This window comes from Humidisolicoccus flavus, from assembly GCF_045689595.1.
GTDB classification, from domain to species: Bacteria; Actinomycetota; Actinomycetes; order Actinomycetales; family Microbacteriaceae; genus Humidisolicoccus; species Humidisolicoccus flavus.
In genome coordinates this window covers 977,357-999,597 of record NZ_CP142724.1, presented here as the reverse complement: position 1 = coordinate 999,597, position 22,241 = coordinate 977,357, and the positions used below count along the sequence as shown (strand labels likewise).

Sequence of the window (22,241 nt, the reverse complement as noted above, 5' to 3'; positions counted from 1 at the left end):
TGTTCCCCACCGTTGAGGAGATGCTCGTTAGTCGCTCTCGCGGTGTGACGTCAGGATCCGGAAGGTCTTCTGCGAGTCACTCCTGAACGATTCGAGATCGTCGAACTCTCGCTGCATCCATTGCAGGAGGGAGTCAGCGCCGAGGTGCTTCTGCACGACCAAATGCGATTCCCCACCCGGGACGAGTCGACTGAGCCAGGTGCGCAGCATTTCGTGCAGCACTGGCTTCCCGACACGGATCGGGGGATTCGACCAGATCGCAGCAAAGCGCACGTCGTCTGGAACTTCCTCTGGCGTGACCGCCCTGATGTTCTGTAGTCTGAGATGCTGAGCATTTTTCCGCACGAGGTCGAGAGCGCGTTCGTTAACGTCAACCGCCCAGACCGTCGCCTCGGGTGAAGCAGTTGCAAGGGTCAATGCGATCGGACCCCAACCGCAGCCGAGATCGAGCAGATTTCCTGTCTTGGGAGGAAGCTCAGCGACACGAAGGAGCACCGCCGTTCCAGTGTCGAGACCGTCAGCGCTGAACACGCCAGGCGCGGTCACAAGATCATGGTCGGTGCCGAGAATCGGCACGCGAACCGTCCGAAGAGATTGCTCTTCGGCAGGAGAGTTGGTGAAGTAATGCGCCCCAGTCACGAACACGACAGTAGCGAAACATCCGAGTCAGCGCCTTCAGGCGCGACCGAAACAGAATCAGGAACGTTGACCGGCGCTGATGCCGCGACTGAGCGGATCCTGCGTTGGGCTCAGCCGAGCACCGAAGGCGTGCTCAATCGCGGCGCAGAGGCGCTGCAGTCCAGAGACGTCTATGGAGACGGTGATGGTGCACAGACCGAGCGCGAGGACCGCGCTGCGCTGCGTCGCGTTCAAGGGCTCTCGACAGAGCTCGAAGACGTCACGGAGGTCGAGTACCGACAACTCCGGCTCGAGAACGTCATTCTCGTCGGTGTCTACAACGGGAAGACCTCAGACGCGGAGAACTCGCTGCGTGAACTTGCCGCGCTCGCCGAAACCGCGGGCGCGAAGGTGCTCGACGGGCTCCTGCAGCGCCGACCGCACCCTGATGCCTCAACGTACCTCGGTCGAGGAAAGGCTGAGGAGCTTCGCACCGTGGTCGCCGAACTCGGTGCCGACACGGTGATCGCCGACACCGAACTCGCCCCGAGCCAGCGTCGCGCGCTCGAAGACCGAGTCAAGGTGAAGGTCATCGACCGCACCGCAGTGATCCTCGATATTTTCAGCCAGCACGCGAAGAGCCGAGAAGGAAAGGCTCAGGTCGAGCTCGCCCAACTCGAATACCTGCTCCCACGCCTTCGTGGATGGGGTGAATCGATGTCCCGCCAGGCCGGTGGTCAAGTTGGTGGACAGGGCGCCGGAATGGGAAGCCGAGGTCCGGGTGAGACGAAGATCGAACTCGACCGTCGTCGCATCCACACCCGGATGGCGAAGCTCCGCCGTCAGATCGCAGGCTTTGCTCCCTCCCGGGCGGCGAAGCGCGCGAACCGCGACCGGTACTCGGTGCCCTCGGTGGCGATCGCCGGTTACACGAACGCTGGAAAGTCCTCACTCCTCAACCGAGTGACTCAGGCCGGAGTGCTCGTGGAGAACGCGCTGTTCGCGACGCTCGATGCGACAGTCCGAAAAGCTGAGACACCGAGTGGACGCGCGTTCACGATGAGTGACACGGTCGGATTCGTCCGAAACCTCCCACACCAGTTGGTCGAGGCGTTCCGTTCGACGCTCGAAGAGGTGCAGAACAGCGACGTCATCGTGCATGTCGTCGACGCGAGCCACCCTGATCCAGCCGCGCAACTGCAGACGGTGCGCGAGGTCATCGGCGAGGTCGACGCACGTGAGCTCCCTGAGATCGTCGTGTTCAACAAAGCCGATCTCGTGAGCGACGACGACCGACTCGTGCTGCGTGGACTCGAGCCGCACGGAATCTTCGCCTCCGCCAGAACCGGTGAGGGCGTGCAAGAGCTCCTCGACCGAATCGACGAGGTGCTTCCTCGTCCGAGCGTGGTGCTCGATCTGCTCGTGCCCTTCGACCGCGGCGACGTCGTCGCTCGATTGCACGAGGAGTTCATCATTGACGCCGAGCGCTACGAGGAGGCGGGGACTCGCCTGACCGTTCGCGTTTCGGAGTCGGCCGCGAGCTCCTTCGAAGCATTCGAAGTCGCGCCCTCCGAGGCGGGTTTGGGCTCCGAGCACTGAGCCTGTGTGACGTAATGTTGCGGCCCCGCTCGATGGGGTGCTTCGGAGGCGGATAGCGTCATCTCCACGATGACTCGATGTTTGCCTTTCTCCTTTGAACTCTTTCCGCCAAGGAACGCCGCGGCCGAAAGTGCGCTCGCTGGTGTCGTCCGTGAACTGATCGATGCCGGTCCGGAGTTCGTTTCGGTGACGTACGGAGCGAACGGCTCGAGCCGCGACTCCTCGCTCGCGGTGCTCGACAGTCTGCTCGCGCTCGGTGTGAACCCGATGGCGCACCTCACCTGCGTCGGGCTCACCGTTGCAGAAGCCTCTCGACTCGTCCGCCAGTTCCTCGACGCAGGAATCACGAAATTCCTCGCGCTCCGGGGAGACCCGCCTGCGGGAAGCACCGAGGTCGTGCTCGGAGATCTGCGGACCGCGGGAGAGCTGGTGCAGTTGATCCACCGCGTCCAAGCCGAACGCGTTCCATATTCCGAATCCCCGCTGCCCGGTCTTCCACATGCCCGCAAGGTCGCGCTCGCGAAGCCCGTCGACGTGGCGGTTGCAGCCTTCCCGAACGGGCACCCGTCGAGTGACCCTTCTCGTCGCAAAGACATCGACGCGCTCTTTGCAAAGCAGGTCGCTGGAGCAACGCTCGCGATCACGCAACTGTTCTGGGACCCGCACGACTGGACCAGGTTCACCGAACTCGCGGCCTCGCGCGGCGTCACGATCCCGATCACCGCAGGCCTGGTCGTGCCGACCTCGCTGCGCAGGCTCGTGCGGAGTTGCGAACTCGCGGGGGAGCGGCCACCCGCCGGGCTTCTGCAGAAACTCGAGAACGCCTCGAGTCCTGAAGACGCCGAGAAGATCGGCATCGATTTCACGGTCGCAATGCTCGACCACCTCATTGACGCCGGAGTTCCTGGCGTTCACCTCTATACCTTCAACCAGCACCGCGCATCACTGGCCGTCCTCGACGGCATTGGCGCACTTCGACAAGGAGCAGTATGACCACGCCATCCTTCCCGAACGGGACGATTCTCGGGTACCCACGTATCGGTGCGAACCGTGAGCTCAAGCGCGCGCTCGAATCGCACTGGAAGGGTTCGATCCGTGACGAGGAGTTTGCAGAGGCAGCGAAGAGCGTTCGTCACGCCTCGCTCGCACGTCTGGTCGAGCTCGGGCTCCCGGCGGACGATGCATCTCTGCCGCTCGATGGCGCCCACTACGACCACGTGCTCGACGCGATCTTGACCTTCGGCGCGGTGCCACCGCGTCTGCGCAATGCGATCGAGCAGCGACCGGCAACGCTCGCCGACGAATGGTTGCTCGCCCGAGGAAAGGACGAAGTCGCGCCGCTCGAAATGACGAAGTGGCTCGACTCGAACTACCACTACCTCGTCCCGGAGCTCGATGCCGAGAGCACCTTCGCATTCGTCGACCACCGAATCGTCGATCGTTTCCGTGCGGCCCAGGAGGCCGGGTACGTGACCCGTCCGAGCGTGGTCGGCCCGCTGACCTTCCTGCTCCTGGCGAAAATCGATGGTGCGGATGCTCTCGCGTTGCTCCCTGCGCTGACCAAGGCCTACGCCGAGCTGCTCAAGGCGCTCGCAGCAGCCGGCGCGAAGTGGGTTCAGATCGACGAACCTGCGCTCGTCGCAAGCTCCTCGATTGACCGAAGTGAGCTGATCGCCGCGGTCGAGTCGACGTATCGTGAACTCGCCAAGCAGGGCATCAAGACCCTCGTGACACTGGGCTACGGTGAGGCGCCCGATGTGCTGCAGCCGTTGAAGAACGTTGGCGTCGATGCGCTCGGCCTCGACCTCGTTCGTGGTTCGCTCGCGGAAGTCCCAGCGGACATCGAAATTCTCGCGGGTGTCGTCAGTGGGCGAAACGTGTGGCGCACCGACCTCGACAACGCCTTGACCACGCTCCGCGCGCTCTCGGCCAACCCCGTGACGGTCGCAACCTCGACATCGCTGATCCACGTGCCGCACTCACTGGAGCGTGAATCGAAGATCGAAGCGCCACTGCGTGACTGGCTTGCGTTCGCAGACGAGAAGGTCGGCGAAGTCGCATTGCTGCAGGCCGCACTGGCCGAGGAATCGAGCGTCGCGGAGCAGCTCGCACAGCAGCGCGAGGTGCTCGTGCAGCGCGCCAACGCTGAGGGTGTTCGTGTGCCTGCGGTCCGTGCTCGTTTGGAGGGCCTCGACGAGGACGCCTACTCGCGCGAACCGTTCTCGGTACGAAGCAAGGCGCAGCAGGAAGCGCTGCAGCTTCCAACACTGCCGACGACGACGATCGGTTCGTTCCCGCAAACGGGCGAGATTCGTCGTTCCCGGGCTGCGCACGCGAAGGGCGTACTCAGTGACGCCGAGTACACCGAGGCCATGCAGGCCGAGATTCGGGACGTGATCGCCTTGCAGGAGCACCTCGGTCTCGACGTGCTCGTCCACGGTGAGCCGGAGCGGAACGACATGGTGCAGTACTTCGCCGAGCACCTCGAAGGATTCGCCGTCACCGAGTTCGGATGGGTGCAATCCTACGGGTCACGCTGCACGCGGCCCTCCTTGCTCTGGGGCGATGTCTGGCGCGCAGAGCCGATCACGGTGTCCTGGAGCGCGTATGCGCAATCGCTGACCTCCCAGCACGTCAAGGGAATGCTCACCGGGCCCGTGACGATCCTGGCCTGGTCGTTCGTCCGCGACGACCAGCCGCTCTCGGCGACGGCTTCGCAGGTTGCGCTCGCCCTTCGTGATGAAATCTCGGATCTCGAAGACGCTGGGATCGCGATCGTACAGGTCGATGAACCAGCGCTCCGTGAACTCCTGCCGCTGCAGGAGTCCGACCAGGCCTCGTATCTCGACTGGTCGGTGCGCTCGTTCCGTCTTGCCACCGCGGGAGCGAAGACCGCGACGCAGATCCACACGCACCTGTGCTATTCCGAGTTCGGTGAGGTCATTGACGCAATCGACGGTCTCGACGCGGACGTGACGAGCATCGAGGCTGCGCGTTCGAAGATGGACATCGTCGAGGACGTTGCAAAGCACGGTTTCGCTCGCGGCATCGGTCCGGGAGTGTACGACATCCACTCGCCACGGGTACCGAGTGAGGGTGAAGTGACCGAGCTGATCGGTGCCGCCACTGCCGCAATCGACGCATCGCGTCTGTGGATCAACCCTGACTGCGGCTTGAAGACGCGTGGATCGAGTGAGGTCGCTCGCTCGCTCGAGTCAGTCGTCGCCGCCGCGAAGGCAGCGCGCGCGCAACTCGTCTAAGGAATGAACGAAAGAACGGACGGGCCCTCGGGCCCGTCCGTTCTTTCGTGTGCAGCGGCACATGGCCTCGTGCAACAGAGTGAGAGTGGTCAGACGGAGCGCATCACGGCAACGACCTTGCCGAGGACGTTCGCTGCGTCACCGAGAATCGGCTCGAATGCGGAGTTTCGCGGGAGCAGCCAGGTGTGGCCGTCTCGCTGCCGGAACACCTTGACCGTCGCTTCCTCATCGAGCATTGCCGCAACGATGTCGCCGTTCTCTGCGGTCTGCTGTTGTCGAACGACAACCCAGTCGCCGTCACAGATGGCGGCGTCGATCATCGAGTCGCCAACGACCTTCAGCATGAAGAGGTCGCCATTGCCGACCAGCTGACGGGGGAGCGGCATGATCTCGTCGACCTGCTGTTCCGCGGTGATCGGAATACCGGCGGCGATACGACCGACGAGCGGCACGTAAGCGGTCTCTTCCGCGCGCACGATCGATTCCGGCTCCTGCACGGTCTCCACGAGCACTTCCAGAGCCCGAGGGCGGTTCGGGTCACGACGAATCGCGCCTGCCAACTCGAGCTGGCCCAACTGATGGGTCACGCTCGAGAGCGAAGAGAGGCCGACGGTATCGCCGATCTCTCGCATGCTCGGCGGGTATCCGCGCTGCGCCACGGAGTGCTGAATGCAGGCAAGAATCTGCTGCTGCTTCGCGCTTAATTCTCGCTTCATCGCTCCCGCTCTCGTCTGTGTCCGGTGCCGATGCTCGTCGCGACGATGCAATGTCGGTGGTTCACGCTTCAATACAACTATCGAAACTGTATCCGGCAATTCGTTCCCGGATCAAACGAATGTTCGAGTGTTGCGCAAATAAATGCGTTCTTTTCTCTGAAAAGGTCTTGACGTTCGCTCGCAGTCGAAGATATGTTCGAAACAGAGTTTCGAGTGGGGGCCTCCCGGCCGAGGTTCCCACTCGAAATGATTTGAAGAAAGTAGGCATCATGTCGCGAACAACTGGTTCAGTCGGTCACTTGAAGATCACCGCGCGCGGTCGTCGTGCGCTGGCATTGGTCATCGCGGTTCCCGTCCTTGCGGTCGGTGCTCTGCTCGGTGTACAAGCCCAGAGCGCAGTGGCAACCGAAGCCGGCGCTGATGTCGCTTACCAATCCATCACGGTGATGCAGGGCCAGTCGCTCTGGGACATCGCGAACGAGGTCGCACCGAGCGCAAATACTCGCGACGTCATCCTTGAGATCGCGCAGTTGAACGATGTCAGCGGCGCGCTGCAGCCTGGTCAATCACTCTTCATCCCACTCGAATACACAAAGTAGGTCGGCCGCTCGCGCAACCGGCACTGAACGCTCCCAAAACGAAGAGGGGCGCTCCACTCCCGTTGTTTTCTCAGCAGTCCTCCTTACGCTGAGTGCATGATGTTTTTTGCGAAAGATTCGAGTCGCGAGGTCGCGCAGCTTCAGCAGCGCGTCTCCTCCTTAGAACAGCAAGTTGCCGCGATGCAGGCGCTGCTCGACATCAACCCTGCCGATCTCCAGCAGCCGTGGGCGCATGAAGCCGCACAGCAGATCCAAAGCAGTAGTTCGGGGGCGAGCCCACAGATTCTCGATCTCGTTCGCCAGGGCAAGAAGATTGAAGCCATCAAGGCGTACCGAGAGCAGACTGGCGTCGGTCTCCGCGAAGCAAAGGAATTCGTCGACCGCCTGTAGCCGTTCTACGATGAGCAGGTGACCTCTCTTGATGATCTGCCAATCCGTGACGACCTTCGTGGCTTGAGCCCGTACGGCGCGCCCCAGGTGCATGTGCCCGTCGCCCTCAATGTCAACGAAAACAGCTTCGGAGTCCCCGAAGAGGTTGCGCGCACGATCGTCGAGGCACTCGCGCACGAGATTCCCAATCTGAACCGGTACCCCGATCGTGAGTTCGTTGCACTTCGCGGCGCGCTTGCCTCGTACCTCGGGCACGGAATCCAGCCGGAACAAGTCTGGGCGGGCAATGGAAGCAACGAGGTGCTCCAGCACGTCCTGCAGGCATTCGGCGGCACGGGCAGATCACTCCTGAGCTTTACCCCGAGCTATTCGATGTACCCGCTGCAGGCGAACGGCGTTGCAATGGAATGGATCGCGGAGCCCCGGGCTGAGGGCTTCGGCATCGAGCCGGACGAGGCCGCGAAGATCGTGCGTGACCACGATCCTGACGTCATCATTCTGTGCACGCCGAACAATCCGACCGGCACGCTGCTCCCCAACGCGGTGATTGAAGCGGTCTACGAGGCGAGTACAGGAATCGTGGTCGTCGATGAGGCGTATTTCGAGTTCGCGCCAGAAGGAACCCCGAGCGCGCTCACGCTCCTGCCTGGGCGTCCACGACTGCTGGTTTCGAGGACCATGAGCAAGGCGTTCGCCTTCGCAGGCGTCCGTCTCGGCTACCTTGCGGCAGATGCGGCGGTGATCGATGCGCTCCGGCTCGTCCGCCTTCCGTACCACTTGTCCGCCCTCACTCAGGCTGCGGCGCGAGCCGCCTTGCAGCACTCCGAGACCATGCTCTCAACGGTTCGCTCGTTGCGCGATCAACGCGACCGGTTGATCGTTGAACTTCGGGCGCTCGGATTCGAGCCACATGAATCGGCAGCGAACTTCGTACTGTTCGGGGGAGTGCGCGATCCTCACGCTACATTCGAGGCGCTTCTCGAGGCAGGCATCCTGGTTCGAGACGTCGGCATCCCGAACACCCTCCGAGTGAGTTCGGGCACCGAGTCGGAGATCACCCGTTTTCTCGACGCACTGCGTGCGCTGGGGCCCGGAGGCGCGCCTAGGATTGAAGTATGAGCCGTACCGCATCTCTCACTCGAGAAACCAGTGAGAGCAAGATTTCTCTGTCGCTCGACCTCGATGGAACGGGTGAGAGCACGATCAACACGACCGTGCCGTTTTTCGACCACATGCTGACTGCGTTGTCGAAGCACTCGCTGATCGATCTCACTGTTGACGCTTCCGGTGACACCGAGATCGATGTGCACCACACCGTCGAAGACACGGCGATCGCGTTCGGCATCGCGCTGCTCGAAGCGCTTGGCGACAAGTCCGGGATTCGACGATACGGCGATGCCAGCGTGCCGCTCGACGAGGCGCTTGCGACCGCGGTGGTCGATATTTCAGGTCGCCCGTTTCTCGTGCACGAGGGCGAGCCGGAGGGGTTCGAGTTCCACCGCATCGGCGGCCACTTCACGGGTTCGCTCGTCCGCCACGTCTTTGAAGCGATCGCACTCAACGCTCGGCTCACCCTGCACGTCGGCGTCGTCAGTGGTCGCGATCCGCACCACATCGCTGAGGCGGAGTTCAAGGCGTTCGCTCGCGCACTCCGCGTCGCAATCGAGCCAGACCCTCGTGTGAGCGGAATTCCTTCGACGAAGGGCTTGCTGTGAGCCTTGGCGCTCCCACGGTGACACTGCTCGATTACGGCAGTGGCAATGTGCACTCGGCTGCAAAGGCGCTCGAAGCGGCCGGTGCCAGCGTGACGCTCGCGAGCGATCGCACGAGCGTCATGGAGGCCGATGGTCTCGTGGTGCCGGGAGTCGGTGCAATCGCGAGCTGCATGCAAGCCTTGCGAGCGGTGAACGCTCCCGAGCTGATTGAGCGACGTTTGGCTGGTTCTCGGCCCGTTCTGGGAATCTGTGTCGGGATGCAGGTCATGTTCGATGACGGTGTCGAGGGCGGCGAACAGACGGAATGCCTCGCGCAGTGGCCTGGCACCGTCGAGAAGCTCAATGCTCCCGTCTTGCCGCACATGGGATGGAACACGATCCGTCCGGCCGAGGGATCAGTGCTCTTCGAGGGGCTCGAAGACGAACGGTTCTACTTCGTGCACTCCTACGCCGCCAAGACGTGGACGCTGAACCCGCACCCTCGGATCCGTCCGCCGATGGTCACGTGGTCCAACCACGGGGAAGATTTCGTTGCCGCGGTCGAAAACGGCCCGTTGAGCGCAACTCAGTTTCACCCGGAGAAATCCGGCGAGGCGGGGCTGCGTCTCCTCACGCGCTGGGTCGATTCCCTGCGCAGCTCCTGACAACTCGTTCGAGCGCGCAAGCGCACCGTTGCCAGCGGGAATTCGCTAGCATCAAGCGTTCACATCAAGAAAGAGGATCATGACTGACTTCTCGCAGTCTCCTGCACTCACGCTGCTCCCGGCGATCGACGTCGCCGACGGCAAGGCGGTTCGCCTCGTCCAGGGTCGCGCCGGAACCGAAACTTCGTTCGGAACTCCCGCGGACGCCGCGCACGACTGGGTGCGACAGGGTGCCGAATGGATTCACCTGGTCGACCTCGATGCGGCGTTCGGCCGCGGTGAGAACCGAAACATCATCCGCAAGGTCGTTCGTGCGGTCGGTAACGATGTGCAGATCGAACTCTCGGGCGGCATCCGCGACGACGAGTCCTTGGAAGATGCACTCTCGACTGGTGCGAAGCGCATCAACCTCGGTACCGCTGCTCTCGAGAACCCAGAGTGGACGAGTCACGTGATTGCGCAATACGGGGAGCAGGTTGCGGTCGGTCTCGACGTTCGCGGTCACACGCTCGCTGCTCGCGGATGGACGAAAGACGGCGGCGAGCTCTTCGATGTCATCGCGCGTCTCGAAGACGCTGGCTGCGCTCGCTATGTCGTCACCGATGTCACAAAGGACGGCACGATGCGCGGGCCGAACATCGAATTGCTGCAGCAGGTGCTCGAAGTCACCGACAAGCCAGTCATCGCATCCGGCGGAGTTTCGACGCTCGATGACATCGCGGCGCTGCGTGCGCTCGTTCCGTATGGACTCGAGGGTGCGATCGTCGGCAAGGCACTGTACGAGCAGGCATTCACTCTCGCTGCTGCTCTCGACGTCGCCGGAGACTAATCGTGGCTGGTGCCACTGACTCCGCCGGCGTGCCCTGGGAGGGGCGCTCCTTCCAGCACGACACCACCTTCGCCGGTGATGACGGCTCGGTTCCTCCGGCATTCGCCGCGGCGATGCGGCGGTTTGCCGAGGACGGTCGGCAAGAGGCGGTCGTCGACTCGCTTCGCGATGTTCGACTCCTCGTCCCGCTCATCGCAGAGGCGGGGGATCTCGGTGTGACGGCGACGGGAAAGACCGTCGACAAGACGCAGGAGCTCTCGATCGTGACGGTCGAAGCACCCGACGGCCGACCGATTCTTCCTGTCTTCTCGAGCGCGACCGCGATGCGTTCCTGGAATCCGGTCGCACGACCTGTGCCGATCGAGATCGCGCGGGTTGCCGCTGCCGGGCTCGAATCCGAGACGAAGCGCATCATCCTCGATCCGACGACCGACACCGAGTTCGTGTTGCGTCGTCCAGCGCTCGAGGCGCTGTTGGCCGGCACTCCCTGGATCTCCCCGATTCACGATGCGCAGTTGCATCGTGCGCTGGCGACGAGAATTCTCTCCACCCCGGGGGTGCTGCAGTGCGCGTTCTATGACGAGGACCCCAGTGCACGCATGGCTGGAAGCGAATTCGTGATCGAACTTGAATTGGAGCGGCCGAAGGTCGCGGCAACGCTCCAGAACGACCTCAACGCCCTGATTCTCGACCTCAGTGCAGATCCGCTCGTGCTGGCACGGCTCACGGAGATCGATGTGCGACGGCAGTGGCGCGGAGCTCGTGAGCAATCGACGTTTGCCGTACCGGATGGTTCCTTGCGCTTTGCGAACGAAGAACAGGCCCCGCGGCGCCGATTTGGGTTTCGGCGCTCTCGCGGAGCCTGAGTGCTCGAATCTCGGCGATCTCGGTCTCCGGCACTGAGGTGCCGGCGACAGGATCGCTCGCGAACTAGTTGACGGGTCCGGTGAACTTTTCGCCCGGGCCCTTTCCTGGCTCGTCCGGGTGTGAGGACGCTTCGCGGAACGCGAGCTGCACGGAGCGCAGTCCATCTCGCAGGGGAGCGGCGTGGTGCCCCCCGATTTCTGGGGCGGCAGCGGTGACGAGGCCTGCGAGAGCGGTGATGAGCTTTCTTGCTTCGTCGAGGTCGGTTTGCTGCTCGGGGTCGTCGGCGAGCCCGACCTTGACCGCCGCGGCGCTCAAGAGGTGTACCGAGACTGTGGTGATGAGCTCGGAGGCTGGGACCTCAGCAATATCACGAGCGTAGTTTTCGTCGTCCAGGTCTGTCGTGGCGTCAAAACGTACGGTGTTTTGCTCAGTATTGCTGGAATCCGTCATTCTCTTCTTCTCCTCGGGCTCTTGCTCTGATAGTCTTTTATGGACTTCGGGCTTTTGCCCGATTCGAAGTGGAGACTCTCCCACCCGCGACCGCATCTCAGGTTACCGGGTTGTTGGCGCCCCGCCAGTCAGAATGAGCAGCAACATCCGCTCAGTACGAGTAGCAATGCTGCTCGATACGAGCACGAATACTGCTCGGTGTGACTGGCAGCCAGGGCGTAGCGCGAGCTATCGTGCAAGTCCTCTCTTCGTACCCTGTGCTCTCACGAGCGTCGGGAGCCTTTACTACGTACGAATTGAATGGAGCACGCTATTAGCGATCCCCGCACGAATGAGCGCATCCGCGTCCCGGAAGTCCGCCTCGTTGGCCCAAGTGGCGAGCAGGTCGGTGTAGTCCGGATCGAGGATGCACTTCGCCTTGCCCAGGAAGCCGATCTCGATTTGGTCGAGGTGGCCCCGACGTCGAAGCCTCCCGTGGCGAAGATCATGGACTTCGGTAAGTTCAAGTACGAGCAGGCGCAGAAAGCGAAAGAAGCGCGACGCAACCAGGCCAACACGGTCCTGAAAGAGGTCCGCTTTCGCCTGAAGATCGACGACCACGACTACGAAACCAAGCGCAAGCGCGCTGAGGGCTTCCTGCAGGCCGGCGACAAGGTCAAGGCGATGATCCTCTTCCGCGGTCGCGAGCAGTCCCGCCCGGAGCAGGGTGTCCGTTTGCTGCAGCGCTTCGCAGAAGACGTCGCGGAATTCGGCAGTGTCGAGTCGAACCCGACGATCGACGGTCGCAACATGGTGATGATCGTCGGACCGATCCGCTCGAAGAGCGATGCAAAGGCCGAGCAGAATGCCGCTCGTGCCGAGCAGCGTGCTGCGAACCAGGAGCGTCGCCGCGGACAGGCTGAGAACCGTGCGCAGCGCCAGTCCGAGGCCGAAGAACTTCAGGCGGAACAGCCAAAGGTTCCTGCGGCAGCGAAGGCGCCTGCACAGGCCGCCGAGCCGGTGAAGGCACCCGCAGCGACGAAGGCTCCAGCAGAGTCGAAGCCGGTCAGCGAAGCAAAGGCTCCTGCAGCCTCGAAGGCGCCCGCAGCAGCGAAGAGCCAGGCTCCTCGCGCGACGAGCGCCGACAAGGACGCAGCAAAGTCGAGCACGACGCCGGTCAAGGCGCCAGCGCCGAAGACGCTGAAGCCAGCCGCATCGCAGGCTGGCGCAGCCAAGGTCGCTGCCGCAAAGCCAGCTGCTGCCAAGCCGGCCGCGACGCCAAAGCCTGCGGCAGCCGCCGCAACCCCAAAGCCAGCCGCGAAGCCCGCGGCGAAGTCGGCAGCCAAGCCTGCCGCGAAGCCCGCGGCCAAGCCGGCAGACTCTGCCGCCAAGCCCGCATCCGAATAAGGAGAACACCCAATGCCAAAGCAGAAAACGCACTCCGGTGCAAAAAAGCGGTTCAAGGTGACCGGTAGCGGCAAGATCCGCAAGCAGCAGGCAGGTATGCGCCACAACCTCGAGGTCAAGTCCTCGGTCCAGAAGCGCCGCCTCAACAGCGACAAGGTTGTGTCGCCTGCTGACGCCAAGGTCATCAAGAAGCTGCTCGCAAGCTAACCGCGGATATTTAAGAGAGATACGAAATCATGGCAAGAGTAAAGAGGGCGGTTAACGCCCACAAGAAGCGTCGGGTCATCCTTGAGCGCGCTGAGGGTTACCGCGGACAGCGTTCGCGCCTGTACCGCAAGGCAAAAGAGCAGGTCACGCACTCGCTCGTTTACGCATACCGCGACCGTCGTGCGAAGAAGGGCGAATTCCGTCGCCTGTGGATCCAGCGCATCAACGCTGCATCGCGTGCAAACGGCCTGACCTACAACCGTCTCATCCAGGGCCTGAACCTGGCTGGCGTTGAGGTTGACCGTCGTATCCTCGCTGACCTCGCAGTCAACAACCCAGAGACGTTCGCGGCACTGGTTGCAACTGCAAAGGCAGCACTGCCAGCGGACACCTCTGCAAAGGCAACGGCGTAACAACGCATGATCGAGAATCCACGCGCCGCAGTTGTGCGCGCGGCCTCGAAACTTCAGAAGAGAACAGCCCGGTCCTCGACCGGGCTGTTCCTTTTGGAGGGACCGCAGGCGCTTTCCGAAGCCGTCGCGTTCCGTCGAGACTGCATTGAAGACGTGTTCGTCACTGCCGATGCCGCTGAACGCGTGCACGGCATCGTTGCGTCCATTCGGGGTCAGATTCGAGTGCACGAAGTTTCTGATCGTGTCCTGGAATCCCTCGCCGATACGGTGTCGCCCCAGGGCGTCGTTGCAGTGTGCAAGCAGTTCCCGACCTCGCTCGATGCTGCCGTCACCGCGGAATCGAAGCTCGTCGCGATCCTCCACGAAATCCGCGACCCCGGAAACCTCGGCACGATCATCCGCGTCGCCGATGCAGCCGGCGCCGATGCGGTGATCGTCACCGCTTCGAGCGTCGACGTTTTCAATCCGAAGGTCGTTCGGGCGACCACCGGCTCCCTGTTTCATCTCCCGATCGTGATCGGTGTCTCGACACAGACCGCGATCGATGCCTGCCAAGCGCGAGGGCAGCAAATCCTCGCTGCGGACATCGCCGGCGACGATCTTTTGCAGGCCGTCAAGACGGGTTCGCTGGAGCCACGAAGTGCCTGGGTGTTCGGCAACGAGGCCCGGGGGCTTCCCGAGGAAGTGCTCGATGTCGTCGACGTGAGCATCGCCGTACCGAACTACGGCCACGCCGAATCGATGAACCTCGCAACGGCGGCGAGCGTGTGTCTGTATCAGAGCGCATTCGCACAGCGATCCCTGTAGCCACGTGAGCGGGGCTCACTCCAAGTAAAGTGTTCATTACGGTTTGGGTGTTTCCGCGCATTCGGGCCCCTCAGATGTGGTCTACTGCTATCCATGCAGCCTCTCGTCGAAATCGACCATGTCGAAAAGCACTACGGTGAGTTCCACGCTCTGAAAGACATCAACCTCACGGTTGATCGTGGTCAGGTCGTCGTGGTTATCGGACCGTCGGGTTCTGGCAAGTCGACTCTGTGTCGCACCATCAACCGCCTCGAGACGATCACCTCCGGGTCGATCCAGATCGACGGCAAAGAACTCCCGAAAGAAGGCAAGGCGCTCGCTGCGCTGCGTGCTGACGTCGGCATGGTGTTCCAGTCGTTCAACCTCTTCGCGCACAAGACGATCCTTGAGAACGTCACCCTCGGCCCGATCAAGGTCCGCAAGCTGAGCCGTGCACAGGCCGAGAAAGAAGCGAAGGAGCTGCTCGATCGCGTCGGTGTCGGACACCAGGCGAACAAGCTCCCAGCGCAGCTCTCCGGTGGTCAGCAGCAGCGTGTCGCCATTGCTCGGGCACTTGCGATGAAGCCGAAGGTCATGCTCTTTGACGAGCCGACCTCCGCGCTCGACCCCGAAATGATCAACGAGGTCCTCGATGTCATGGTCGGCCTCGCGAAAGACGGCATGACGATGATCGTCGTGACCCACGAAATGGGATTCGCCCGCAAGGCCGCAGACCGAGTGGTCTTCATGGCAGATGGCGAGATCCTCGAAGACCAGTCCCCAGAGGCGTTCTTCACGAACCCTCGCACGGAGCGTGCCCGCGACTTCCTCGCGAAGCTCATCACCAACTAAGACTTACCCTTCCCAACGCACAACACTGAGGAGACCACGCATATGCGTAAATCACGACTCTGGGGCGCACTTGCCCTGGGTACGGCAGCAGCACTCACTTTGAGCGCCTGTGCTGGCGACACCGAAGGCGGCGGCGGTGCCGGCGGCGGCGACGCGCCTTACGAAGTTGCTTCTGACTTCACCCTTGCTGACTCACCCACGTGGGAGTCAGCAGAATCCGATGGCAAGATCGTCATCGGTGTGAAGGAAGACCAGCCAAACCTCGGCTTCCTCGACGCAGCAACCGGTGAGCGCACCGGCTTCGATGTCGACATCGCTCGTTGGATGGCTGCATCGCTCGGCTTCGACGCCGACCAGATCGAATTCAAGGCGATCCCTTCGGCGAACCGCGAGCAGGCAATCGTGAACGGTGACATCGACTTCTACGTCGGCACCTACTCGATCACTGATGGCCGCAAGGACCAGATCGACTTCGCTGGACCGTACTTCGTCACCGGCCAGGGCCTCCTGGTTGCCTCGGACAACGAGGACATCATGAGCGAAGACGACCTTGCTGGCAAGAACGTCTGCTCGGCGACTGGTTCGACCCCGATCCAGAACATCAAGGAAAACTTCCCTGACACGACCCCGACCGAGTTCGACACCTACTCGCAGTGTGTTGAAGCACTGAAGACCGGTCAGGTCGACGCGGTCACGACTGACGCAGCAATCCTCATCGGATACGCAGCTCAGGACCCAGACAACCTCAAGGTTGTTGGCGAACCATTCACGGTTGAAAACTACGGAATCGGCCTCCCGAAGGGTGACGACGCACTGCGCACGCACTTCAACGAGACGCTGACCAATGGTGGCGACATCTGGACCGAAATCTTCGACATGAACCTCGGAGACTCCGGCACGACGGTCGAGCAGCCTGAAGTAGACAACTACTAAACCAACACCATTTGTGGCGGCGTTCCCTCGTGGGACGCCGCCACAATTCACTCTTTGAGGAAGGGGCGACGCCAATGGGCATCATCCTTGACAACGTCGACATCTGGTGGCCGGCGTTCATCGGAACACTGCAGTTGTTCTTCGGTGGCGGGCTCCTGGCACTCGTGCTCGGCTTCATTGTCGGTGCGATGCGAGTTTCTCCCGTTCCGATCGCTCGCGCAGTCGGAACCGCCTACGTCAACACCATTCGAAACACGCCCCTCACCCTCGTGTTTTTCGTTTTTGCTTTCGGTATCCCGGTCATCATCGACTTCAAGGGCTACGTCGTTCTCGCGATTCTCGCGCTCGGTATCTACACCGCAACTTACGTTGCCGAGACCATCCGCTCCGGCATCAACACCGTCCCTGTTGGGCAGGCGGAGGCCGCTCGAGCTATCGGCCTGTCGTTCGGGCAGGTCATGGGCTTCGTCGTGCTTCCACAGGCTGCACGCTCGGTGATCCCTCCGATGATGAGCGTCTTCATCGCTCTGCTGAAGAACACGACGGTTGCCGCAGGCTTCTCGGTCGTGAACCTCGGAAACATCCGAAACACCTTGAGCGAACGAGGGGAGAACGCGATGGGCGTTCTGCTCTGGGTCGCTCTCATTTTCGTCGTCCTGGTGCTCGTACTTTCGTTCCTGCAACAGCGGCTTGAGAAGAAGTGGAGGATCGCGCGATGACCTCTGTGCTCTACGACGTTCCCGGTCCAAAGGCGATCGCCCGGAACAAGATTCTCGGAGTTGCGACGATCATCGTCGTCGCAGCCATCATCGGCTTCATCGTCTACCGATTGTTCGTCACCGGACAGTTCTCGGCGGCGAAGTGGCAGATCTTCCAGTACCCGAAGGTGTGGCAAGACATCGGGTTGGCGCTCGGCCGCACGATGGTCGCATTTGCCGCCGCCGCGGTGGGCGCACTGATCCTGGGGTTCATCCTGGCGATCGCCCGCCTTTCGGACCACAAGTTCATTCGGGTTCCCGCGATCGGCATCATCGAGATCTTCCGTGCTATCCCAGTGCTGATCCTCATGATGCTCCTCTACTACGGCATGCCCACGATCGGTGTCTCGATGTCGCCGTACGTTGCGGTGGTGATCGCCCTCGTGATCTACAACGGTTCAGTGCTCTCGGAGGTCATTCGAGCTGGTGTCGAATCGCTGTCGAAGGGACAAGGAGAAGCCGGGTACGCGATCGGGCTTCGGAAGTCGGGCGTCATGTCGCTCGTCCTTCTGCCGCAGGCGATCCGATCGATGATGCCGGTCATCATCGCCCAGCTCGTCGTCACCCTGAAGGACACCGCGCTCGGCTTCATCATCACGTACAACGAATTGCTCTACCAGGCTCGCTTCTTGATGAGCCAGCAGGGCAACCCGATCATCCCGTCGATCATCGTCGTCGGAACGATCTACATCGTGCTGTGTATTTTGCTCTCCTGGCTCGCGACGGTCGTGCAAAAGCGCACCGAGCGCTCGCGTGCAGTCGTCAACGCTCCAGCACCGACCGCGGCTCTCCTGCACGAGACGACGAACACCGAGTTGTTCGCAGCGCAGAAGGTCGATCTCGATGCATCCGAGCGTGACGCGCTCAACGAGGAAGATCAGAAGCCGAAGCCCTAAGCGGTTTTTTCAATAACCCTCGACGCCCTCCGGGTTTTTGAGCAAGTAGACTCGTCTCTCGTGTCTGACTCGCTTGAAATTACCCCGGAGGGCGTTGCTGTTGCTGTCGCAGACGCGATCGATGCGATCCGCGCCGCTGACTCGACTGCCGCTTTGAAATCTGCCCGTAGTGCGCACGTCGGTGAGAAATCGGTGCTCGCCGCGTTGAACGGAACGCTCCGTCATGCGCCAGCCGAACGCAAGGCCGAACTCGGCAAGCTGATCGGCCAGGGCCGCGGTCAAGTCGCCGCAGCACTGCAGGAGCGCGAGGCTGAATTGGCCGAGGCCGAGGTGGCAGCGCGGCTCGAAGCCGAGCGCCTTGATGTCACCGCGATTGCGCGGAAGCAGCGCGATGGCGCCCGTCACCCGCTCTCGATGCTGATGGAGCAGATGAGCGACATCTTTGTCGGTATGGGTTGGGAAGTCGCCGAGGGGCCAGAACTCGAGCACGAGTGGTTCAACTTCGACGCGCTCAACACTGACGCGGACCACCCCGCGCGAAGCACGCAGGACACCTTCTTCGTCGAGCCGCTCGACCGCCATCTCGTAATGCGCACGCAGACCAGCCCGGTACAGATTCGATCGCTCCTGACTCGCGAGCTGCCCGTCTACGTCGTCTCACCGGGCAAGGTCTTCCGTAAAGACGAACTCGATGCAACACACACCCCTGTGTTCCACCAGCTCGAGGGCATTGCGATCGACAAGGGCCTCACCATGGCGAACCTGCGCGGCACGCTCGAGCACTTGGCGCGTCAGATGTTCGGTGCTGAAGCGAAGATCCGCTTGCGCCCCAACTTCTTCCCCTTCACGGAGCCGAGCGCTGAGATGGACGTGTGGAATCCGGGCGCGAAGGGCGGCCCGCAATGGATCGAATGGGGTGGTTGCGGAATGGTCAACCCGAACGTGCTCCGTGCCGCAGGCATTGATCCCGAGGAATACACGGGCTTCGCGTTCGGAATGGGTATCGAACGAACCCTGCAGTTCCGCTACGCCCTGAACGACATGCGCGACATGGTCGAAGGCGATGTTCGGTTCTCACAGCAGTTTGGAATGGTGGTCTGATGCGCGTCCCAATGGATTGGCTCGGCGAGTACGTCGAGTTGCCGAACGATGTGACCCCCGAGTCAGTGCATGAGGCGCTCGTTCGTGTTGGCCTAGAAGAAGAGGGCATCCACGGCGGTGAGCTGCAGGGCCCCATCGTGGTCGGTCGAGTGCTCGACTTCGTCGAGGAACCGCAGAAGAACGGCAAAGTGATCCGCTGGTGCCAGGTCGACACCGGTGACGCGGAGCCACGCGGCATCGTCTGTGGTGCGAGCAACTTCGAGCGCGACGATCTCGTCGTCGTGTCCTTGCCCGGCGCAGTGCTTCCCGGTGACTTCACCATCGCCGCACGCAAGACCTACGGCCACATCTCCGACGGAATGATGGCGTCCTCGCGCGAGCTCGGTCTCGGCGACGAACACGATGGCATTCTTCGTTTGCGCGAGCTCGGTCTCTCAGGAACCCCTGGGGAGGACGCGCTTTCCCTCCTCGGGCTCGACGCCGTCGCGGTCGAGATCAATGTGACGCCGGACCGAGGGTATGTGCTCTCGATGCGCGGGGTTGCACGCGAGTACGCGAACTCGACCGGCGCTGCCTTCACCGATCCCGCTGCACGCTTCGGCGTCGTTTCGCCTTCAGGTTTCCCGCTTTCGCTCGAAGACTCGGCACCTGTTCGCGGAGTGGTTGGCTGCGAGCGTTTCGTCGCTCGCGTCGTTCGCGGAATCGACCCGACTCGTGAGTCACCACGATGGATGCAGAACCGTCTCCGTCTTGCCGGCATCCGTTCGATTTCGGTGGCGGTCGACATCACGAACTACGTCATGCTCGAACTCGGTGCGCCGATTCACGGCTACGACCTGGCCAAGCTCAACGGAGGCATCACGGTACGTCGTGCGAATCCGGGGAGAAGCTCACGACGCTCGACGGCACCGAGCGCACCCTGCATCCTGAGGACCTCGTCATCGCAGACGACTCCGGAGCAATCGGTCTCGCTGGTGTGATGGGCGGTCTCCACACGGAGATCACCGAGGCCACGACGGACGTCCTCATTGAGGCCGCGGTGTTCGGCCCAGTGTCTGTCGCTCGCACTGCTCGGCGGCACAAGCTTCCGAGTGAGGCATCGAAGCGATTCGAACGTTCGGTCGACCCGCTCGTGATCGACGCAGCTGCAGCTCGAGTCGCTGAATTGCTCGTCGAGCACGCAGGGGGAACGCTCGACGAAACCTTTGGCGCTCGGGTCTTCGCCGAGTTCGAAGCTCGATCGATCGCGCTGCCTCATGGCTCCGTGCAGGCACTCACAGGCGGTGACTACACGGACGCGGAGATCGAGGCAGCCTTGGTCGCAATCGGCGCGACGATCGAGTCGAACCTCGAAGCTCTGGTTGCCACGGTGCCCTCGTGGCGCCCAGACCTGCACACGAAACAAGACCTGATCGAGGAAGCTGCTCGGATCGTCGGGTACGACCGCATTCCGAGCATCCTGCCGGTTGCTCCACCCGGTCGAGGATTCACGCCGGAGCAGAGCGCACGACGCCGACTCGCCAACACCTTGGCTGCCAATGGCCTCACCGAAGTGCTCGTGTACCCGTTCGTGACGGCGGCCCAGAGGGACCTCATTGGAAGCCCTGCCGTCAAGCTCGAGAATCCGCTCGATGGTGAACGCCCGTTCCTTCGCACGAGCATGGTGCCCGGACTCCTTGAGACGGCGCAGCGTAATCGTTCGCGAGGTCTCACCGACGTCGCGATCTTCGAGATTGGCAAGATTTATCTGCCCTTCGCGCTCCACGGCACCGAAGAAGTTCCTTCTGGCATCGTCCGTCCGAGCGCCGAGAAGCTGCGTGAACTCGAGAACGTTCCTGCTCAGCCCACGATGGTCGGGGCGCTCTTCGTCGGGAACCGTGTTTCGAAGCAGCCGGCGCAGCAGGCTGAGCCCTTCGCGCTTGGCGATGCGCTCGACGCGGTCGACCGGATCGCGCTCGCGCTCGGTGTCGATTTCACGGTCAAGCAGTCGTCGCAGGCATGGGCACACCCTGGTCGCTGCGCCGAGGTTTCACTCAACGGTGTCGCGGTCGGCTATGCCGCGGAACTGCTGCCGTCAGTCGCCGAGGCAGCGGATATTTCGCAGCGAGTGATTGTTGTCGAGATCGACCTCGATGCAGTGTTCGCGAACAGTTCTGGCACTCGAGAGACCGCACCGTTGACCGTGTTCCCGGCGGCGACGCAGGACCTCTCGGTCACAGTGAATCGAGACATCCCGGCGGGCGCTGTGTTGGAAGCCGTTCGCACGGGAGCGGGCGTTCTGCTCGAGCACATTTCGCTCGTCGATGACTACCGCGGCCAGGGTCTCGACGACTCCGAGAAGTCGCTGACGTTCGCGCTTCGGTTCCGGGCGCCTGATCGCACCCTGACAGCCGCGGAGGCGAGTGAGGCCAAGCTCTCTGGGCTCGCCGCAGCGACAGAGGCATTCGGGGCGAAGCTCAGGGCATAATTGCCGTCTCAGTCAGCACCGTGCGTTTCGCACGGTGCTGACTTAGTCTTGTGGCATGGTCAAGATCCTGGTGCGAGGTGCCGCTCAGCAGCGAATTGCGGCTGAGGTCGGAACGGTCAATGTCGAAATTCGGGCGGAAGCCGACGATCCTGCGGCCGCGATTGCGAGCGCCCAATCAAGCCATGCTGCAGTGTTGGCAGATGCGCGAGCATTCGAAGCATCAACGCAGGCGGACAAGACGATCGCGGGCACGGTGCGAGTCGCTCACGAAGATCAGTGGGTGGGTGATGGTCAGCCGACGAAGCGAATCTTCGTGGCGTCCTCGCGCATCGCTGTGTCGTTCCGCGACTTCGAAGCGCTCGGAGTATGGATCGCTCAATTGGGTTCGAACGAGACCGTGCGAGTGCCGAATATCGAGTGGACCTTGAGCGACGAAACGCGGGTCAAGGTAGGGCGAGAGGTCCGAGCGGCCGCGGTGCACGATGCGGTGACAGCAGCCAGCGACTTCGCCCATGCTGCTGGGCTCACGACACCGAAGCTGCACGTCGTTGCAGATGCGGGCCTGCACAGCGGCGACACTCCCGAGCCGAAGCTGCATCTGATGCGCAGCGCGATGGCAGACACCTCGGGCGGCTTCGAGTTCACCGGAGATGAGATCTCGGTCCGCCTCCAGATCGAAGCAGAGTTCCACGCTGAATAGGGCACTCGCCCGTGCACTGTTCGCTCAGGGTGGCCCAAACGAGTATGTCGAGCAG

General features: G+C 62.4%; 23 protein-coding genes and 1 pseudogene. 21 read left to right on the top strand and 3 right to left on the bottom strand.

Annotated features, from left to right (window positions below):
* Positions 1-27 precede the first annotated feature (27 nt).
* The gene (locus U2H20_RS04745) at positions 28-639 is read right to left on the bottom strand and encodes a class I SAM-dependent methyltransferase (RefSeq protein WP_430593342.1); all 612 of its coding nucleotides are present in this window, start codon (positions 637-639) and stop codon (positions 28-30) included.
* Between U2H20_RS04745 and hflX the strand changes: the two genes are divergently transcribed.
* From hflX to metE, 3 genes are all read left to right on the top strand, one after another.
* Complete coding sequence (gene hflX, locus U2H20_RS04740) at positions 625-2,217, top strand: GTPase HflX (RefSeq protein WP_430593341.1); 1,593 nt, start codon at positions 625-627, stop codon at positions 2,215-2,217. The genes U2H20_RS04745 and hflX overlap by 15 nt on opposite strands.
* Positions 2,218-2,298: 81 nt before the next feature.
* Positions 2,299-3,210: a methylenetetrahydrofolate reductase gene (locus U2H20_RS04735; protein WP_430593340.1), complete on the top strand. Its 912-nt coding sequence runs from the start codon at positions 2,299-2,301 to the stop codon at positions 3,208-3,210.
* Positions 3,207-5,477, top strand: coding sequence for a 5-methyltetrahydropteroyltriglutamate--homocysteine S-methyltransferase (gene metE, locus U2H20_RS04730; protein WP_430593339.1), 2,271 nt, complete (start codon positions 3,207-3,209; stop codon positions 5,475-5,477). The genes U2H20_RS04735 and metE overlap by 4 nt, the downstream gene beginning before the upstream one ends.
* 89 nt (positions 5,478-5,566) lie before the next feature.
* Here metE and lexA read toward each other — a convergent pair whose 3' ends face one another.
* Positions 5,567-6,193: a transcriptional repressor LexA gene (gene lexA, locus U2H20_RS04725; RefSeq protein ID WP_430593338.1), complete on the bottom strand. Its 627-nt coding sequence runs from the start codon at positions 6,191-6,193 to the stop codon at positions 5,567-5,569.
* 269 nt (positions 6,194-6,462) lie between these two features.
* On the opposite strand from lexA, the gene U2H20_RS04720 reads away from it, so the two are divergent.
* The 7 genes from U2H20_RS04720 to U2H20_RS04690 all read left to right on the top strand — a co-directional run bounded on the left by U2H20_RS04720 (position 6,463) and on the right by U2H20_RS04690 (position 11,236).
* Complete coding sequence (locus U2H20_RS04720; protein ID WP_430593337.1) at positions 6,463-6,792, top strand: LysM peptidoglycan-binding domain-containing protein; 330 nt, start codon at positions 6,463-6,465, stop codon at positions 6,790-6,792.
* A 96-nt stretch (positions 6,793-6,888) separates the two neighbouring features.
* Positions 6,889-7,182 (top strand): ribosomal protein L7/L12, encoded by a 294-nt coding sequence (locus tag U2H20_RS04715; protein WP_430593336.1) that lies wholly within the window; start codon positions 6,889-6,891, stop codon positions 7,180-7,182.
* Positions 7,183-7,200: 18 nt separating this feature from the next.
* Complete coding sequence (locus tag U2H20_RS04710) at positions 7,201-8,301, top strand: histidinol-phosphate transaminase (RefSeq protein ID WP_430593335.1); 1,101 nt, start codon at positions 7,201-7,203, stop codon at positions 8,299-8,301.
* Positions 8,298-8,897, top strand: coding sequence for an imidazoleglycerol-phosphate dehydratase HisB (gene hisB, locus U2H20_RS04705; protein ID WP_430593334.1), 600 nt, complete (start codon positions 8,298-8,300; stop codon positions 8,895-8,897). Before U2H20_RS04710 ends, hisB begins: the two co-directional genes overlap by 4 nt.
* Positions 8,894-9,541, top strand: a complete 648-nt coding sequence (hisH, locus tag U2H20_RS04700) for an imidazole glycerol phosphate synthase subunit HisH (RefSeq protein ID WP_430593333.1) — start codon at positions 8,894-8,896, stop codon at positions 9,539-9,541. Before hisB ends, hisH begins: the two co-directional genes overlap by 4 nt.
* Before the next feature lie 79 nt (positions 9,542-9,620).
* Positions 9,621-10,370, top strand: a complete 750-nt coding sequence (gene priA / locus U2H20_RS04695; protein WP_430593332.1) for a bifunctional 1-(5-phosphoribosyl)-5-((5-phosphoribosylamino)methylideneamino)imidazole-4-carboxamide isomerase/phosphoribosylanthranilate isomerase PriA — start codon at positions 9,621-9,623, stop codon at positions 10,368-10,370.
* Positions 10,371-10,372: 2 nt separating this feature from the next.
* A complete protein-coding gene (locus tag U2H20_RS04690; protein WP_430593331.1) occupies positions 10,373-11,236 on the top strand; it encodes an SseB family protein in 864 nt (287 codons plus the stop codon).
* 64 nt (positions 11,237-11,300) lie between these two features.
* Here U2H20_RS04690 and U2H20_RS04685 read toward each other — a convergent pair whose 3' ends face one another.
* Entirely contained in the window at positions 11,301-11,687 is a 387-nt protein-coding gene (locus U2H20_RS04685; RefSeq protein WP_430593330.1) for a DUF1844 domain-containing protein, read from the bottom strand.
* A gap of 300 nt (positions 11,688-11,987) precedes the next feature.
* On the opposite strand from U2H20_RS04685, the gene infC reads away from it, so the two are divergent.
* From infC to U2H20_RS04630, 11 genes and pseudogenes are all read left to right on the top strand, one after another.
* On the top strand, positions 11,988-13,073 hold the full coding sequence (gene infC, locus U2H20_RS04680) for a translation initiation factor IF-3 (protein ID WP_430593329.1): 1,086 nt from the start codon (positions 11,988-11,990) through the stop codon (positions 13,071-13,073).
* A gap of 12 nt (positions 13,074-13,085) precedes the next feature.
* Positions 13,086-13,280 carry a 50S ribosomal protein L35 gene (gene rpmI, locus U2H20_RS04675; RefSeq protein WP_430593328.1) on the top strand — a complete coding sequence of 65 codons (195 nt, stop codon included), beginning with the start codon at positions 13,086-13,088 and terminating at the stop codon, positions 13,278-13,280.
* Between the two features lie 29 nt (positions 13,281-13,309).
* Positions 13,310-13,693 carry a 50S ribosomal protein L20 gene (gene rplT / locus U2H20_RS04670; RefSeq protein WP_430593327.1) on the top strand — a complete coding sequence of 128 codons (384 nt, stop codon included), beginning with the start codon at positions 13,310-13,312 and terminating at the stop codon, positions 13,691-13,693.
* Between the two features lie 6 nt (positions 13,694-13,699).
* Positions 13,700-14,500 (top strand): TrmH family RNA methyltransferase, encoded by an 801-nt coding sequence (locus U2H20_RS04665; RefSeq protein WP_430593326.1) that lies wholly within the window; start codon positions 13,700-13,702, stop codon positions 14,498-14,500.
* A gap of 93 nt (positions 14,501-14,593) precedes the next feature.
* Positions 14,594-15,331 (top strand): amino acid ABC transporter ATP-binding protein, encoded by a 738-nt coding sequence (locus tag U2H20_RS04660; protein WP_430593325.1) that lies wholly within the window; start codon positions 14,594-14,596, stop codon positions 15,329-15,331.
* 42 nt (positions 15,332-15,373) lie between these two features.
* Positions 15,374-16,264 (top strand): glutamate ABC transporter substrate-binding protein, encoded by an 891-nt coding sequence (locus U2H20_RS04655; protein ID WP_430593324.1) that lies wholly within the window; start codon positions 15,374-15,376, stop codon positions 16,262-16,264.
* Positions 16,265-16,338: 74 nt separating this feature from the next.
* Entirely contained in the window at positions 16,339-16,983 is a 645-nt protein-coding gene (locus U2H20_RS04650) for an amino acid ABC transporter permease (protein ID WP_430593323.1), read from the top strand.
* Positions 16,980-17,918 carry an amino acid ABC transporter permease gene (locus tag U2H20_RS04645; protein WP_430593322.1) on the top strand — a complete coding sequence of 313 codons (939 nt, stop codon included), beginning with the start codon at positions 16,980-16,982 and terminating at the stop codon, positions 17,916-17,918. Before U2H20_RS04650 ends, U2H20_RS04645 begins: the two co-directional genes overlap by 4 nt.
* A 60-nt stretch (positions 17,919-17,978) precedes the next feature.
* A complete protein-coding gene (gene pheS, locus U2H20_RS04640) occupies positions 17,979-19,019 on the top strand; it encodes a phenylalanine--tRNA ligase subunit alpha (protein WP_430593321.1) in 1,041 nt (346 codons plus the stop codon).
* Positions 19,019-21,486, top strand: a pseudogene (gene pheT / locus U2H20_RS04635) (phenylalanine--tRNA ligase subunit beta). Before pheS ends, pheT begins: the two are co-directional and overlap by 1 nt.
* Positions 21,487-21,541: 55 nt before the next feature.
* On the top strand, positions 21,542-22,186 hold the full coding sequence (locus U2H20_RS04630; RefSeq protein ID WP_430593320.1) for an SIMPL domain-containing protein: 645 nt from the start codon (positions 21,542-21,544) through the stop codon (positions 22,184-22,186).
* The last annotated feature ends 55 nt before the right edge of the window (positions 22,187-22,241 follow it).

What these genes read in the sequence shown, in the direction of transcription:
- hflX (WP_430593341.1), top strand. Translation starts at nt 625, where the DNA reads ATGCGCCCCAGTCACGAACACGACAGTAGCGAAACATCCGAGTCAGCG.
- metE (WP_430593339.1), top strand. Translation starts at nt 3,207, where the DNA reads ATGACCACGCCATCCTTCCCGAACGGGACGATTCTCGGGTACCCACGT.
- lexA (WP_430593338.1), bottom strand. Translation starts at nt 6,193, where the DNA reads ATGAAGCGAGAATTAAGCGCGAAGCAGCAGCAGATTCTTGCCTGCATT.
- U2H20_RS04720 (WP_430593337.1), top strand. Translation starts at nt 6,463, where the DNA reads ATGTCGCGAACAACTGGTTCAGTCGGTCACTTGAAGATCACCGCGCGC.
- U2H20_RS04715 (WP_430593336.1), top strand. Translation starts at nt 6,889, where the DNA reads ATGATGTTTTTTGCGAAAGATTCGAGTCGCGAGGTCGCGCAGCTTCAG.
- hisB (WP_430593334.1), top strand. Translation starts at nt 8,298, where the DNA reads ATGAGCCGTACCGCATCTCTCACTCGAGAAACCAGTGAGAGCAAGATT.
- priA (WP_430593332.1), top strand. Translation starts at nt 9,621, where the DNA reads ATGACTGACTTCTCGCAGTCTCCTGCACTCACGCTGCTCCCGGCGATC.
- U2H20_RS04685 (WP_430593330.1), bottom strand. Translation starts at nt 11,687, where the DNA reads ATGACGGATTCCAGCAATACTGAGCAAAACACCGTACGTTTTGACGCC.
- infC (WP_430593329.1), top strand. Translation starts at nt 11,988, where the DNA reads ATGGAGCACGCTATTAGCGATCCCCGCACGAATGAGCGCATCCGCGTC.
- rpmI (WP_430593328.1), top strand. Translation starts at nt 13,086, where the DNA reads ATGCCAAAGCAGAAAACGCACTCCGGTGCAAAAAAGCGGTTCAAGGTG.
- rplT (WP_430593327.1), top strand. Translation starts at nt 13,310, where the DNA reads ATGGCAAGAGTAAAGAGGGCGGTTAACGCCCACAAGAAGCGTCGGGTC.
- U2H20_RS04665 (WP_430593326.1), top strand. Translation starts at nt 13,700, where the DNA reads ATGATCGAGAATCCACGCGCCGCAGTTGTGCGCGCGGCCTCGAAACTT.
- U2H20_RS04660 (WP_430593325.1), top strand. Translation starts at nt 14,594, where the DNA reads ATGCAGCCTCTCGTCGAAATCGACCATGTCGAAAAGCACTACGGTGAG.
- U2H20_RS04655 (WP_430593324.1), top strand. Translation starts at nt 15,374, where the DNA reads ATGCGTAAATCACGACTCTGGGGCGCACTTGCCCTGGGTACGGCAGCA.
- U2H20_RS04650 (WP_430593323.1), top strand. Translation starts at nt 16,339, where the DNA reads ATGGGCATCATCCTTGACAACGTCGACATCTGGTGGCCGGCGTTCATC.
- U2H20_RS04645 (WP_430593322.1), top strand. Translation starts at nt 16,980, where the DNA reads ATGACCTCTGTGCTCTACGACGTTCCCGGTCCAAAGGCGATCGCCCGG.
- U2H20_RS04630 (WP_430593320.1), top strand. Translation starts at nt 21,542, where the DNA reads ATGGTCAAGATCCTGGTGCGAGGTGCCGCTCAGCAGCGAATTGCGGCT.